Below are 15599 nucleotides of genomic sequence, written 5' to 3'. Positions count from 1 at the left end.
TTAAACTACAATTTTAACCTTTCTATAGTTAAATATGGTATCTAAACATCCAAAAAACATAACTAAATATGGTGATATTGAAAGTAGTAAAAATATAGCAACACAGCCTATGATCTTTATTCCTTTATTAATTTTAGCCCTACTTAATATTCCCACTAATGCAAGCGCTCCTGTAATCTGAAACAACGTCATTAAGAAAAATGCCACATTTAGTCCTAATATACTCCATCTAGCACCTTCATTTCCATTTGAAGCAATAGCAATCATTGAAATAAATAAAATTAGTACTGCCATCTTAGATAGTCTAAAACTAAGAAGTTCTTTCAATGATGGAAAGCTTTTATTTTTACGTCTAAGAATTGTATTAACTATAATAACTAAAAACCCTGTAGATATAAGTAACTGTAATATAATTAAAGCACTATATACTGACTGCATAGCATCTACTATAGAGTTTATCAGCTGTTTCATCTCTAAACCTAACTCCGCTATATTACTAGTAGTAAGACTTGGATTTTGCATAATTAACCATTCCTGAATAGTATCTAATGAAACACCATTTATACTATCTAAAATACTTGCATATTGAGCTTGAAAATCTATCCCTAGATACTTCATTAATACGAAGAAGCCTAAAACTACTACCGATAGGCTTAAAGTAGCATACATAATAATATTGGGCAATGGAAATTCTTCTTTGTAAAAATATAACACTACATATGTTGGAATACATGCACTTATTAAGTAGACTAATATACAAATTAAGTTACTCGTAGTTAGATATATTCCTAAAACAATTACAAATTGAAAGACTATATGCTGCTCTTTACTCAATTTATTTTTTATAAAATAAACAATTAATGGCACCGCAATAATAGGAAACAGTGCCAATCCTACCGCATAATATACTCCTACTATACCTAATAATATATATATTGCGATTAAGCATATTCTACTTATTATGCTCTTTGCATTTGAATCCATAAAATTGTGCCTCCTTTATTCTGCTCAAATACCATGAATTAATGTTTTTTTATTATACCACATAAAAGGTCCTGAATTCTAGTGTCTGTATAATTCTATGCTAAACTCCTATTATTCATATTACATTTGTTTACAACAAAAAACCACTGCCGAAGCAGTGGTGTGTGCATATTGGTGTGTGCTTATTTATCTCTCTAAGTTTATAACGTTCATTAACTTTTAGTCTTGTGTATATGGTAAAAGTGCGATGTGTCTTGCACGTTTAATAGCAACTGTAAGTTTACGTTGCGCTTTCGCAGAGTTACCTGTAATTCTTCTAGGAAGAATTTTACCTCTTTCAGAAATAAATTTCTTTAAAGTGTTAATATCTTTATAGTTAATTTTTTTGATATTATCACCAGCAAATTGATTTATTTTACGTCTTCTACGATTGTGTCTTTTTTGCATTGCCATTGTGTATTCCCTCCTTCTTTAATTAGTATTAATTAAAATGGTAAATCGTCATCTTCATCAAAATTAGTAGGTGTAAACCCACTTGCTATATTTCCTGAAGAAGGATTTGGTGTAGGTACACTTGTAGGAGTATCCATCATTACACCACGTGATTCAGCAGAAGATCTACTTTCTGCAAAATGTTGCTCTTCAGCCACTACATCTACTGATGTATGTTTAACTTTTTGTGCATCCTCCCAAGTATTAACTTGTAGTCTACCAACAATTGCAACCATTTGACCTTTTTTAAAGTATTTTTCTGCAAATTCACCTGCTTTACCAAATGAAACTATATTAAAAAAGTCTACATCTGGTTCACCAGGTTTGGCAAATTGTCTTCTTACAGCAATTCCGTATCTTGCTACTGCAACCGGATTCGCTGATTGTGAATAACGTACTTCTGGGTCTCTCGTTAGACGTCCCATTAATATAACTTTGTTCATACTCCGACCCCTTTCTTCAGGTAATTACTATTTTTCATCAAGAGATACGATTAAATAACGAAGAACAGTTTCCATGATACGAACTCTGCTTTCAATTTCAGCTGGAACTGAAGTTTCAGCTTGGAATTGGATAAAGTAGTAGAAACCTTCTTTTTGCTTGTTGATTTCATAAGCAAGTTTTCTTTTGCCCCAATCGTCAACGTTTGTGATTTCTCCTCCAAAACGTACGATAAGATCTTTCACTTTTTCAAGTGTAGCTACTTTTTCTTCTTCGCTTAATGTTGAGAATAACACAACTGATAATTCATAATTTCTCATTACAGCACCTCCTTTTGGACTTTGGCCCCACGTCATAATGCGTAGAGCAAGGATTACATTACAGTATAATATATTATCATACTTTTATATATATGACAAGCCTTTTTTCTAATTTTAACAATACAATATCTTACATTTATCTGTCTAGGTCCTATTAAATTTTTCTCTTCACACTCTTTTCAAATTTTTCCCTTGAAATCATTATTAAATGATTACATGCAGAGCACCTTAATTTAAAATCTGCACCTATACGAAGGATTTCCCATTTATTACTGCCACATGGATGAGGCTTTTTCATTTCAACTAAGTCGCCTGTTTGATAACTCACTTTTTGTCCTCCTCTTAATATATAATCTTATTTTAATATTATTATACATTTTTTATTAAATAAATCCTACAGTAATCTAACTACTAAAAAAAGGCCTAGAATTCTTCTTTTCTAGAATCCTAGGCCTTTTCAAGGCGGCAACCAGATTTGAACTGGTGATGAAGGTGTTGCAGACCTCTGCCTTACCACTTGGCTATGCCGCCATATATTTAGTATATGCACTAATAACGTGATATAATACAATGTTTTAAATAACAAAAACTCCCCGAGTAGGGTTCGAACCTACGACCCTCCGGTTAACAGCCGGATGCTCTGCCGCTGAGCTATCGAGGATTAGTAAGTATTTAACTTATTTAAGGCGGCAACCAGATTTGAACTGGTGATGAAGGTGTTGCAGACCTCTGCCTTACCACTTGGCTATGCCGCCATAAAATGACCCGTACGAGAATCGAACTCGTGTTACCGCCGTGAAAGGGCGGTGTCTTGACCGCTTGACCAACGGGCCTTATTTAAACTCCCCGAGTAGGGTTCGAACCTACGACCCTCCGGTTAACAGCCGGATGCTCTGCCGCTGAGCTATCGAGGATTATTTCTTTTACTCTCTTGAGCACTTATGAAGTATATCATATCTATTGACTTATGTCAACACCTTTATACTTCCAAAACTAAACACAATTTTTTATTCAACCTTTATTATCTAGGTCAAACCCTCGAACCGTTAGTATTGGTCACCTCAATGTATTACTACACTTACAGCTCCAACCTATCTACCTCATAGTCTCTAAGGGGTCTTACTCCTTTCGGATGGGAAATCTTATCTTGTGGTCTGCTTCACGCTTAGATGCCTTCAGCGTTTATCAGATCCAGACTTGGCTACTCTGCTATGCCTTTGGTAAGACAACAGATGCACCAGTGGTCCGTCCATCCCGGTCCTCTCGTACTAAGGACAGCTCCACTCAAATTTCCTGCGCCCACGACGGATAGGGACCGAACTGTCTCACGACGTTCTGAACCCAGCTCGCGTACCGCTTTAATGGGCGAACAGCCCAACCCTTGGAACCTGCTTCAGCTCCAGGATGCGATGAGCCGACATCGAGGTGCCAAACCTCCCCGTCGATGTGAACTCTTGGGGGAGATAAGCCTGTTATCCCCGGGGTAGCTTTTATCCGTTGAGCGATGGCAATCCCACTTTCATACCACCGGATCACTAAGTCCTACTTTCGTACCTGCTCCACCCGTCGGTGTCGCAGTCAAGCAACCTTATGCCTTTGCACTCTTCGAATGGTTTCCGACCATTCTGAGGTTACCTTTGAGCGCCTCCGTTACTCTTTAGGAGGCGACCGCCCCAGTCAAACTGTCCACCTGACATTGTCCCAGACCCGGGTAACGGGCCATGGTTAGAAGTTAAGTATTACAAGAGAGGTATCCCACCGGCGACTCCACCTAGACTGGCGTCCAGATTTCTCAGTCTCCCTCCTATCCTGTACATGTAATACCCAACCTCAGTATCAAGCTACAGTAAAGCTCCACGGGGTCTTTCCGTCCTGTCGCGGGTAACCAGCATCTTCACTGGTACTACAATTTCACCGGGTGCGCTGTCGAGACAGTGCCCAAATCATTACGCCTTTCGTGCGGGTCAGAACTTACCTGACAAGGAATTTCGCTACCTTAGGACCGTTATAGTTACGGCCGCCGTTTACTGGGGCTTAAGTTCAAAGCTTCGTCCTTAGACTAACCTCTCCCCTTAACCTTCCAGCACCGGGCAGGCGTCAGCCCTTATACATCACCTTTCGGTTTAGCAAAGACCTGTGTTTTTGTTAAACAGTTGCTTGGGCCTATTCTCTGCGGCCTACCTAAGTAGGCACCCCTTCTCCCTAAGTTACGGGGTCATTTTGCCGAGTTCCTTAACAACGCTTCTCCCGTCGGCCTTAGGATTCTCTCCTCATCCACCTGTGTCGGTTTACGGTACGGGTACCTATCACGCAATAGCAGCTTTTCTCGGCAGTGTGGATTCAGCAACTTCTCTACTTTTATTTCGATCCCCATCACACTTCATCCTCGCCTAACGGATTTGCCTGTTAGGTGCGACTTTGTGCTTGGCCCAGGATACCATTCCTGGGTTTGCTTATCCTCCTGCGTCCCTGCAGTTCTGATAATAGGTAGTACTGGAATATGAACCAGTTGTCCATCGACTACGACTTTCGTCCTCGCCTTAGGTCCCGACTTACCCAGAGCAGATCAGCTTTACTCTGGAAACCTTGGATATTCGGCCTACAAGATTCTCACTTGTATCTCGCTACTCATTCCGGCATTCTCACTTGTAATTACTCCACAGCTCCTTACGGTACTGCTTCTGCGTCGTTACAACGCTCCTCTACCAATCCACTATTGTGAATTCCATAGCTTCGGTGGTGTGTTTTAGCCCGGACATTTTCGGCGCAAGATCTCTCGACTAGTGAGCTATTACGCACTCTTTGAATGAGTGGCTGCTTCTAAGCCAACATCCTAGTTGTCTTCGAAATCTCACATCCTTTTCCACTTAACACACACTTGGGGACCTTAGCTGATGGTCTGGACTGTTTTCCTTTTGACCACGTGTCTTATCACTCGTAGTCTGACTGCTGACGGTATCTTGATGGCATTCTTAGTTTGATATGCTTCGGTAAGCTTGTGGGCCCCTAGGCAATTCAGTGCTTTACCTCCATTAGACTCCTATCAACGCTAGCCCTAAAGCTATTTCGAGGAGAACCAGCTATCTCCGGGTTCGATTGGAATTTCTCCGCTACCCACACGTCATCTCCACCTTTTTCAACAGATGTGAGTTCGGACCTCCATTACCTTTTACGGTAACTTCATCCTGCACATGGGTAGGTCACCCGGTTTCGGGTCTACTAACAATGACTATTTTGGCGCCCTATTCAGACTTGGTTTCCCTTCGGCTTCGTACCTCCTGGTACTTAACCTTGCCACAGCTAGTAACTCGCCGGACCGTTCTACAAAAAGTACGCGGTTGCGCATCATATGGCGCTTCCACTGCTTGTAAACATAGAGTTTCAGGTTCTCTTTCACTCCCCTCCCGGGGTTCTTTTCACCTTTCCTTCACAGTACTATGCGCTATCGGTCACCGAGGAGTATTTAGGCTTGGGGGGTGGTCCCCCCGGCTTCCCACAAGGTTTCTCGTGTCTCGTGGTACTCTGGATACTGCTAGGCTTCACTTGGATTTCGCTTACGGGATTATCACCCTCTTTGATGAGACTTTCCAGACTCTTCAGCTATCCGCATTCTTGCCATGACGCAGTCCTCAACCCCAGATTACAAGTAATCTGGTTTGGCCTGTTTCCCTTTCGCTCGCCGCTACTTAGGAAATCGATGTTTCTTTCTCCTCCTGAAGGTACTTAGATGTTTCAGTTCCCTTCGTTCCCTTCCTATAGTTATGGATTGGCTATAGGATGACAGAGGTTTGCTCTGCCAGGTTTCCCCATTCGGATATCTACGGATCAAAGTTTATTTGCAACTCCCCGTAGCTTTTCGCAGCTTATCACGTCCTTCATCGGCTCTCGGTGCCAAGGCATCCACTCTACGCTCTTAGTAGCTTGACCTATAATGATTAACTTTCGTTAATCGGTCGTTTGTGCCTTGTTAATCAACTTTCGTTGAATACAAAGAATATTTATTATCGGTTAAATTGTAGATTTTACACCCTGACAAACATTTTTGCACTAATGTGCGTGTACATTTATCGTTAGGCGCAAGTTATATTGCTATAACTTACAAATCTATTTTAAATTGTGTTTAGTTTTCAAAGTACAAATTGTCCTATTGTAAGGACAGTGGAGATTAAGGGATTCGAACCCTTGACCCCCTGCGTGCAAGGCAGGTGCTCTCCCAACTGAGCTAAACCCCCATATGGTGTTTTTTATTATTGAGTTAATCCTATCATCACTTCTTAAAAGTGAATAGGCCCGAGTGGACTCGAACCACCGACCTCACGCTTATCAGGCGTGCGCTCTAACCACCTGAGCTACGAGCCTATAAAATGTGGCAACCACTTACTCTCCCAGTCAGTCTCCCGACAAGTACCATCAGCCGCTTAGGTCTTAACCTACGTGTTCGGAATGGAAACGGGTGTTTCCCCTAAGCGCATCATCACCACAAATTTATTAGAATTCAATTTCACACTAGATCTTAAGCAACACCTCACCGCCGTTTCACTTCGGTTCGGTGCTTTGATAGTTACATCTAGCGATGAACTCTCAAAGCAAAACAGTAACTATTAAACCTTCGATTTCTATCCTTAGAAAGGAGGTGATCCAGCCGCACCTTCCGATACGGCTACCTTGTTACGACTTCACCCCAGTTATTGGTTTTGCCTTAGACGGCTCCCTCCCCGAAGGGTTGGGTCACCGGCGTTGGGCCCCCCCAACTCCCATGGTGTGACGGGCGGTGTGTACAAGACCCGGGAACGTATTCACCGCGACATTCTGATTCGCGATTACTAGCGATTCCAACTTCATGTAGTCGAGTTGCAGACTACAATCCGAACTGGGACTGCTTTTTTGAGGTTTGCTGACTCTCGCGAGATCGCTTCCCTTTGTAGCAGCCATTGTAGCACGTGTGTAGCCCTAAACATAAGGGGCATGATGATTTGACGTCATCCCCACCTTCCTCCAAGTTATCCCTGGCAGTCTCTCTAGAGTGCCCAACTTAATGCTGGCTACTAAAGATAGGGGTTGCGCTCGTTGCGGGACTTAACCCAACATCTCACGACACGAGCTGACGACAACCATGCACCACCTGTCACTTCTGCTCTAGCAAGCTAGAGAAAGAGGCATTACCCTCTAGTCAAAAGGATGTCAAGTTTAGGTAAGGTTCTTCGCGTTGCTTCGAATTAAACCACATGCTCCACCGCTTGTGCGGGTCCCCGTCAATTCCTTTGAGTTTCAATCTTGCGATCGTACTTCCCAGGTGGAATGCTTAATGTGTTAACTTCGGCACCGAGACCCGTAAGCCCCGACACCTAGCATTCATCGTTTACAGCGTGGACTACCAGGGTATCTAATCCTGTTTGCTCCCCACGCTTTCGTGCCTCAGCGTCAGTTATGGTCCAGAAAGCCGCCTTCGCTACTGGTGTTCCTCCGAATCTCTACGCATTTCACCGCTACACTCGGAATTCCACTTTCCTCTCCCACACTCTAGTTCATCAGTTTCAGAAGCAGCTTAGAGGTTGAGCCCCTAAATTTCACTTCTGACTTAACAAACCGCCTACGCACCCTTTACACCCAGTAAATCCGGATAACGCTCGCTCCCTACGTATTACCGCGGCTGCTGGCACGTAGTTAGCCGGAGCTTCTTAGTCAGGTACCGTCATTTTTTCTTCCCTGCTGATAGAAGTTTACAATCCGAAGACCTTCTTCCTTCACGCGGCGTCGCTGCATCAGGCTTGCGCCCATTGTGCAATATTCCCCACTGCTGCCTCCCGTAGGAGTTTGGGCCGTGTCTCAGTCCCAATGTGGCCGTTCACCCTCTCAGGCCGGCTATGGATCGTCGCCTTGGTGGGCTGTTATCTCACCAACTAGCTAATCCAACGCGGGTCCATCCTATGCCGATAAAATCTTTACTATAACAATCATGCGATTGTCCATAGTTTATGCGGTATTAGCGTTCGTTTCCAAACGTTATCCCCCTGCATAGGGCAGGTTACCCACGCGTTACTCACCCGTCCGCCACTAAGTTCTAGGAGCAAGCTCCTATCACTTCGTTCGACTTGCATGTGTTAAGCACGCCGCCAGCGTTCATCCTGAGCCAGGATCAAACTCTCATATAAAAGTTTGTCCGTGTAGTATTTCTACTACTGACTATTTTACTTAGTACAAGTTGTACTGATTCTCATCTCTTATTAGAGACGTAATGAATCGACTGGTTTATAGTTACTATTTTGTTTTCAAAGTTCATTTGTCGACGCCGACTTTCCTCAGCGACGTATATTATATTATCATGTCATTTTACTAGTGTCAACTACTTTCTACCATTTTTTTATCCTTTATTTTTATGTTTTTAAATAAGACTTGTGATAAAGTAATAAGTTATTTTATCGCAAGTCTTATTTAAAAATTAATTATTTTAGACCGTATTCCTACACGGCTCTATTTATATATGAAACAAATAATTATATACCATAATTATTAAGTTATTTTCATACAACCATTTCGATAAATAACTTGATTGTATTTCTAAATAAATACTTTGTATACTAGGTATCTCAATCAAGATTGGAATAATAAGCCCAACGATAGATAACATTAAAATCCCCTTAATAATCCCTAAACATAGCCCCCCTTGTTTATTAAATGTTGAAATAATGGGTAAATGCTCGATAATTCCTGATAAAAGTTTAATAACTGTGGTTAATATTATCTTTAGAACTACCCATGTTAAAAATAGTGCTAGCATCCCCATAAGCATTTGAGTAACATAAAGACTTATATACTCTTTAATATTAGTAGCACCCAATAAGTCATACATAGCTGTATTGTTATTATTTTTAACCTGTTCAACAAGTATATCCGGCATCCATGTAATATTTTTCGTAATAGCATCTCCCTGTGATTGTAAGCCTCCACCAAATGAAATATCTTCTACCTTCTTACTAATAGTCTGATAAATCCACGTATAAACTGGTGTTATCCTTAATAACATCGTCATCATAGGATAAACAATAAAAGATAATACTAATGCTATAATTGAAGTTCCAAATGTCAAAATTGACTTTATAAAGCCTCTTTTATAGCCTATTATGCCAAAAATACTTACTACGATAATAACACTCAAATCTAGCATTTCTATTTTCTCTCCTTCTTTGGGGTAAGTAAAATAACTTTTTCTTTATTTATGGCAATACCTCTCTTCAAAGTAGTAGAATAAATCACCTTACTAACATCTAGAGTAGGACTATATTCAAAAATCAAGTTTCCTAATCTGTCATATCCCTTAAAGATTCCCTCACTTTTATAAACTACTCCACTTGAATCTGAATAAAAACTTTCGGCTCCTTCTTTTAACTGTAATTTAAATATTTCTTGACCTTTCGAATTCAAATAAATTAATTGATCCTGGCGATGAATAATATTTTGAGCTGGTTTTTCACTTATAATAAGAGGGAGGTACCCATCACCGTATTTACTCATTTCCATTATATATGGAGTAAATACTGAATATAAATTGCTCTTTGTTGTTTGTTCGTTCCCTTCGGTATCATACCATGTTACCTTTTTATCGCCTACACTTACTAAAGTATTCTCATTTATAAATTCAAGAGCATAGATAAGATTATCTTTTTGCTTTATTCCATATTTAATATTATCTAGTTGTTCTGTCTGTTTATCAGTAACATCAATTCCTATTAGTGTTGATACTACTTGTGGCTCATTTATATTTATGTAGCTGACAAGAAGCAAGTTGCTATTAGGAGATATTTCGGCTACTATTGGATAGCCATCATTTTCTATAAAGCTTGTCCTTTTGCATATAAATTTACCGCTCTTATCGTAAGCAGTTACAGTATGAGATTTTTCACTTTCTTCTATAGTTACCATACTTCCTTCTTGATTGACAGAAAAATAAATGATTGGATTAGTTGTAGTTATTTCAGTCTGTCTTCCTTTATCATTAAATAAAATAACACTTTTTCCATCTTTGCTTCCTACTGCAATATACGGTGTCCTCTGCTTAACAATAATGCTATTTAAACTTAATGTATCTGACCAAATTTCTTGCTTATCAAAATCATATGCTGTAATTCCATCTGTAGTTATCTTATAAATTTGTTTGTTATTTACTCCAACATACGTTTTCTCTTTAGTATCTAATGTTAATATAGTGTCACTTTCTATCAAGGTTGCTTGTCCTTCATTATGTATATTAATCCATCCCTGAAGCTCTGCTATGTAAACAAAGATTCCCATAACAATAATGAGTAGTATGATATTTGTAATTTTAAACCGACGTTTTTTAATAACATCTGTCATTCTGTTTCCTCCTCTATTAAATCCCTTCTTTTATCATACAACACATAGAATTTTTTTCAAAGAAAGATTTAAAAATGAACATAATAAAAGGCCCAACATTTTACTTAGTGTAGCAGAAACTTTTATATTTCTATTTCTCCTTTTTAAGCTATTATGTTGTAGCCCTTTATTTCTAAATCATTGTCCTATATAATATTTGATATTTCTTTGCTGCATCATCCCAAGAAAAGTCTTTTTTCATTCCATTAATTTGCATTTGTCTGAAATGTTCTTTTTCATTGCTATAAAACCATTGAGCCTCTTCTATTTTTTTATACATCCAATATCCTGAGCATTCCTCAAATTCAAATCCGGTTCCCTCTCTAGTTTCCATATTATAATGAATAACTGTATCTTTTAATCCACCTGTTTTTCTAACAATAGGTACCGTCCCATATCTCATAGCAATAAGCTGCCCTAAACCACAGGGTTCAAATAAAGAGGGCATTAAAAACACGTCGCTAGCAGCATATATCTTTTGTGCTAAAGCCTCGTTAAAAGTTAGAAATACATTGGCTCTTCCTTGATACTTATATGCAAAATGTTTAAACATATCCTCATACTCTTTTTCACCTGTTCCTAGAATAACAAATTGAACATTAAGTTGCATAATTTTATCCATAACCCACATATTATAGATTTGTTCTTTCATTAAATCAAACCCTTTTTGGTCCGTAATCCTAGACACCACACCAATCAACATTGCATCTGTTTGTTCTAATCCATATTCTTTTTGAAAAGCTACCTTGTTCTTTTTCTTTTTATCCAATGTGCTCTCTGTATAATTCTCATATATATACTTATCTGTTTCCGGGTTATATATATCATAATCTATGCCATTTAAGATGCCTTGAATTTTATAATAAAGCTTCTGCCCTAATAAACGATCTAATCCACATCCATACTCATTAGTTTTAATTTCTTCTGCATAAGTAGGGCTAACTGTTGTAATTTTGTCCGAATAAAGTAAACCTGCCTTCATATAACTCACAGCACCATGATATTCGATACGCTCTGGTGTCATATAGTCATTTGTTAACTCTAAAACATCCAAGGCTTCTCTGCCAAATAGACCTTGATATTTTATATTATGTATTGTATATACTGTTCTAACTTTTAAAAAAAATGTGTCTCTACTGTACATCTCCTTTAAAAATAAACAAATCGGACCTGTTTGCCAATCGTTGCATTGAATAATATCTGGCATAAAGTCTATATATCTGAGCATTTCTAATACACCTTTGCAAAAGAACGCAAAACGTTCATAATCATCTTGATATCCATATAGTTCTGGTCTTGAAAAATAGGTATCACTTTTTAAGAAGTAAGTCGGTACAATTTGGTCATCATAATAAATACCGACACCTTGAATACGCCAACCTAGATATACATCATAGCTTGTTAAAAAATGTTTATCATGTTCAAAAAATTTATTTCTTATAGATTGATAGTATGGCATTACCACTCTTGCATCCACACCTTGTTCTCTAAGTTTCTTTGGTAATGCTCCAATAACATCTGCTAATCCACCTGTTTTTGCATAAGGAGCAACTTCGGATGATACAAATAAACATTTAAGTGTAGCGTCTTTCACTTTTATTCCTCCGATTCTAAAAATGATATACTTATATATTATCATACACTTATTTTTGTTTATTTGCACACAATTATTTGTTTTTTTACTATTTTTGCGTTATTTCTGCTTATAAATAGGTAACTTTAATTCTTGTCCTACATATATTTGATCTGTATTTTCAATATTATTAATTCTAGCTATATCTATTGATTTTTTAGCTTCCCCATACTTTTTATAACTAATGTCTGCTAGGGTATCACCTACTTGTACTACGTATACTTCGTAATCTTGGTTTTCCGCCAAAGAAGTTGATTGATTTTCTTGTTTATTCTCGTTTATTCCTGTACTTTGCTGTGTTTCTTCAGCTTCTTCTTTTACCTGTTCATCCATAATTCCAGTATCTGAAACTTTTAAATTTGTCTCGTTTCCTATAGTTGCCGGTGTAATTGCTAAATTGATATCTTCACTAGTCATTTGATTCATTGTTGCATCACTATTTGCCACTACTGTATCTGCTAATCTTTTATTATCATTCATTTTTACAATAGCAGCTGTTAATGCAATCAAAACGACGCTTGCTATCATAACTGTAAAATTTAAATTTTTACGTTGAGTATATTCAGTCTTTCTTATCTTACCTATTTCTCTAAATTGATTAACAACTGCATCTCTCATTTCCTCTTTCGCTCCATTATTAAATGGATGATCCAACATATACTGTTGCATTGCTTCATTTCGTTCGTAATACATACAGTATCCTGTCTGTTCTTTTAATTCTTCGTCTTCATAGACAAAAGCAGTTTCTATCTTATTTATAGCATCCACTAATAAGCAAATACTTCCACTCCCCTCAAATACACTTTTATGTTCCCTTACTTCTTTCATCGTTAACATAGTTCCATATCCAGGTTGCATATGCATCCAGCCAATAATATCTTGATCTTTAAAATAGCACTTTCTCTTCTGCTCTATATCTTCTAGGACATTACCATCTATCCATTCACTATCTTCTGCTAGCAGCTCCATGTTAATAGGAATAATACCTCTTACAACAGCTTCTTTACTCTCTCCATAGATCTCTCCTATTAATATTGCTGAACTTTCCTTTGCTAAATCAGCCTTTGCTAATTGATAAATATATGTATATACATAATCTTCAATGAAGATGTGATATTTACAATCCATCTCTCCAATTATCTTGAGATTATCTAACTTTTCATGATTTTTTTTGTTACTGCTAATAGCAATAATCTTACTATCTTCATTAACTTCTTCTATATTTTCTTGGCTTGTACCATACCTTAGTAATTCTTCTCTTTCCTCTAACATATCTACAGATTTCTGTAAGTTCATCTTTCTCCCATGGTCTTGTTTTCCTTGGTTCTTTCTTGGTCTATAACTCATTTTTCCCACTTAAATCACCTTCCATTTTTATCCATTTTTATTTATATCATACTATACAGAAGGTTAATATTTTAATGTTTGTTGTCGATGATTTCACTTTTTTTATTGCCATATATAACATTTATTTTTTGCTTTTTGATATTTTATTCAAGAATTCATTATTTTTCTTAATTATATAGACCATATTTTGTATAAATTGTGTGATTACTACAGATAACTTATATGTAAATAAATCCCATATGAATTGGTAAATAAATCACAACAAAATTGGAAGACTATAAAGAGATTTAGAAAGTGGTGATATATTTATGGATTTAGGTTATAAACGTAGTTCCATCTACATTAATGTTAACGAAGAAAATCCTCTTAGTTTATTTTGTAAGCACTTTTCCTCTTACCTATCACTTTATTTACCTCTTCATCACAATGAGCTTGTAATTGTCTGTATCGGTACAGATAGAGCTACTGGTGATAGTTTAGGTCCCCTTGTTGGCTATAAGCTTAAAGAACTTTCTTATGAACAAGTCACCCTATATGGTACTTTGAACGATCCCGTCCATGCTAAAAACTTAGAAGAGACTTTAGAAACTATAATAAAAGACCACCCCAGAGCTTTGGTGGTGGCCATAGATGCTTGTTTAGGTGCTGCTGAAAATGTTGGTTGCCTTACACTAGGTGAAGGCTCCATTAAGCCTGGCGCAGGCGTAAAAAAGGATTTACCTCCTATAGGACATATCCATATCACTGGTATCGTTAACTTTAGCAGCTTAATGAATATGGTCATACTTCAAAATACCAGATTATCACTTGTCATGAAAATGGCTGATACCATTGCTTCTGGTATAAAGTATTGCTTATGGAGATATTATCAAGATTAAAGATCTAGCTTTAAGTCATTATCTCTAATCCAATTTTTCTTTCTCATTATCTCTGCAAATATCCAAGTAAGTATTGCAGGTAAAACAAAACAGATAAGTGCAATCTCTATTAATAATATGATATTATTAGTTCCTTTTTCTAACATGGTTTGCCACATTAATAGTGGACCTACAAGTCCTGAAGTTCCCATTCCTGATCCAGTTGCAATATTTTCTAATTTAAATACGACTGTTGATAGAGGTCCTGTAATTGCACTTGCTAAAATAGGCGGAATCCATACCTTAGGATTTTTAATAATATTAGGCATTTGTAACATAGAAGTTCCTAGTCCCTGTGCTACAAGTCCATTTACTTTATTTTCTCTGTAACTCATTACAGCAAAGCCTATCATTTGAGCTGCGCAGCCTGCTGTTGCTGCCCCACCGGCAATCCCTGATAAATCTAAAATGACACCAATGGCTGCAGAGCTAATAGGCAAAGTTAAAAATATCCCCATTACCACTGATACGACTATTCCCATCAAAAAGGGTTGTAATTGCACTGCTACTTTAATAAGTTCACTTAAAAGAGTTGTAAAAGCAGATAAAGAGGTTCCTATCTTATACGCTACAAAGCAACCTGATATAATTGTTACCGCTGGTGTTAATAAAATGTCTAGCTTGGTTCTTCCTGATACAAGGCGTCCAATCTCTATTCCAATAACAGCTGCAACAAATGCCCCCATTGGATCTCCTGGGCCTGATAATAAAATACCACTTTCTGTTATAATCGCTCCCGCTACTAATTTAGCACCATACGCACCTACTAAACCATTTAAAATACTAGAATACATAACAAGTTTGCTTGCCTGTAATTGATGTGCAACACCTACAGCAATTCCTACTCCCGTCATAACTGTTGCTAATGCCCCTAATTGCATTAAAAATTGTCCTATCCATATATTGGGCATAAATGAGCCTATTTGCTTAATAATAGTCCCTATAAGTAGGGTAGAGAAAAGTCCTAGTGCCATACCACTTAGGCCTTTTATTAGATACCTATCCACAAACTTTTTTCCATATGTACGCCACGTTTTTATATTATCCATTATTTTTCTCCCTTATCTTGCATTT

Annotated in this window: 11 protein-coding genes, 7 tRNA genes and 3 rRNA genes; 1 reads left to right on the top strand and 20 read right to left on the bottom strand. The window is 37.8% G+C overall.

The window, feature by feature from the left end:
* From EKH84_RS08110 to EKH84_RS08020, 19 genes are all read right to left on the bottom strand, one after another.
* Positions 1-984, bottom strand: coding sequence for a DUF2232 domain-containing protein (locus tag EKH84_RS08110; protein ID WP_127065906.1), 984 nt, complete (start codon positions 982-984; stop codon positions 1-3).
* A gap of 219 nt (positions 985-1203) precedes the next feature.
* On the bottom strand, positions 1204-1437 hold the full coding sequence (rpsR, locus tag EKH84_RS08105) for a 30S ribosomal protein S18 (RefSeq protein ID WP_013656102.1): 234 nt from the start codon (positions 1435-1437) through the stop codon (positions 1204-1206).
* Positions 1438-1469: 32 nt separating this feature from the next.
* Positions 1470-1919, bottom strand: coding sequence for a single-stranded DNA-binding protein (locus EKH84_RS08100; protein ID WP_127065905.1), 450 nt, complete (start codon positions 1917-1919; stop codon positions 1470-1472).
* A gap of 27 nt (positions 1920-1946) precedes the next feature.
* The gene (rpsF, locus tag EKH84_RS08095; protein ID WP_013656100.1) at positions 1947-2237 is read right to left on the bottom strand and encodes a 30S ribosomal protein S6; all 291 of its coding nucleotides are present in this window, start codon (positions 2235-2237) and stop codon (positions 1947-1949) included.
* Positions 2238-2391: 154 nt separating this feature from the next.
* Complete coding sequence (locus EKH84_RS08090; protein ID WP_013656099.1) at positions 2392-2565, bottom strand: DUF951 domain-containing protein; 174 nt, start codon at positions 2563-2565, stop codon at positions 2392-2394.
* Between the two features lie 132 nt (positions 2566-2697).
* Positions 2698-2768, bottom strand: a tRNA-Cys gene (locus EKH84_RS08085).
* A gap of 58 nt (positions 2769-2826) precedes the next feature.
* Positions 2827-2898, bottom strand: a tRNA-Asn gene (locus EKH84_RS08080).
* Between the two features lie 23 nt (positions 2899-2921).
* Positions 2922-2992: transfer RNA gene (locus EKH84_RS08075), tRNA-Cys, on the bottom strand.
* A 6-nt stretch (positions 2993-2998) separates the two neighbouring features.
* Positions 2999-3070, bottom strand: a tRNA-Glu gene (locus tag EKH84_RS08070).
* A gap of 9 nt (positions 3071-3079) precedes the next feature.
* Positions 3080-3151, bottom strand: a tRNA-Asn gene (locus tag EKH84_RS08065).
* 112 nt (positions 3152-3263) lie between these two features.
* Positions 3264-6164: ribosomal RNA gene (locus EKH84_RS08060) — 23S ribosomal RNA — on the bottom strand.
* A 232-nt stretch (positions 6165-6396) separates the two neighbouring features.
* A tRNA-Ala gene (locus tag EKH84_RS08055) sits at positions 6397-6469 on the bottom strand.
* A gap of 53 nt (positions 6470-6522) precedes the next feature.
* Positions 6523-6596: transfer RNA gene (locus EKH84_RS08050), tRNA-Ile, on the bottom strand.
* A gap of 5 nt (positions 6597-6601) precedes the next feature.
* A 5S ribosomal RNA gene (gene rrf, locus EKH84_RS08045) occupies positions 6602-6719 on the bottom strand.
* Positions 6720-6863: 144 nt separating this feature from the next.
* A 16S ribosomal RNA gene (locus EKH84_RS08040) occupies positions 6864-8389 on the bottom strand.
* The 16S, 23S and 5S rRNA genes sit together here with 7 tRNA genes alongside, the layout of an rRNA operon.
* A 323-nt stretch (positions 8390-8712) precedes the next feature.
* Positions 8713-9402 (bottom strand): CvpA family protein, encoded by a 690-nt coding sequence (locus tag EKH84_RS08035; RefSeq protein ID WP_013656098.1) that lies wholly within the window; start codon positions 9400-9402, stop codon positions 8713-8715.
* Positions 9403-9404: 2 nt separating this feature from the next.
* The gene (locus EKH84_RS08030; protein ID WP_127065904.1) at positions 9405-10589 is read right to left on the bottom strand and encodes a DUF5711 family protein; all 1185 of its coding nucleotides are present in this window, start codon (positions 10587-10589) and stop codon (positions 9405-9407) included.
* Between the two features lie 172 nt (positions 10590-10761).
* A complete protein-coding gene (locus EKH84_RS08025; RefSeq protein ID WP_127065903.1) occupies positions 10762-12222 on the bottom strand; it encodes a glycogen synthase in 1461 nt (486 codons plus the stop codon).
* A gap of 99 nt (positions 12223-12321) precedes the next feature.
* Complete coding sequence (locus tag EKH84_RS08020; RefSeq protein ID WP_190283541.1) at positions 12322-13608, bottom strand: LysM peptidoglycan-binding domain-containing protein; 1287 nt, start codon at positions 13606-13608, stop codon at positions 12322-12324.
* A gap of 308 nt (positions 13609-13916) precedes the next feature.
* On the opposite strand from EKH84_RS08020, the gene yyaC reads away from it, so the two are divergent.
* Complete coding sequence (gene yyaC, locus EKH84_RS08015; RefSeq protein WP_127065901.1) at positions 13917-14486, top strand: spore protease YyaC; 570 nt, start codon at positions 13917-13919, stop codon at positions 14484-14486.
* Here yyaC and EKH84_RS08010 read toward each other — a convergent pair.
* On the bottom strand, positions 14483-15574 hold the full coding sequence (locus EKH84_RS08010; RefSeq protein ID WP_190283540.1) for a PTS transporter subunit IIC: 1092 nt from the start codon (positions 15572-15574) through the stop codon (positions 14483-14485). The two genes, yyaC and EKH84_RS08010, sit on opposite strands and share 4 nt — an antisense overlap.
* Positions 15575-15599: the final 25 nt, after the last annotated feature.

Source organism: Cellulosilyticum sp. WCF-2, assembly GCF_003990395.1.
GTDB lineage: Bacteria > Bacillota > Clostridia > Lachnospirales > Cellulosilyticaceae > Cellulosilyticum > Cellulosilyticum lentocellum.
The sequence above is the reverse complement of the archived record's forward strand: the minus strand, read 5'-3'. Positions and strand labels throughout refer to the sequence as shown.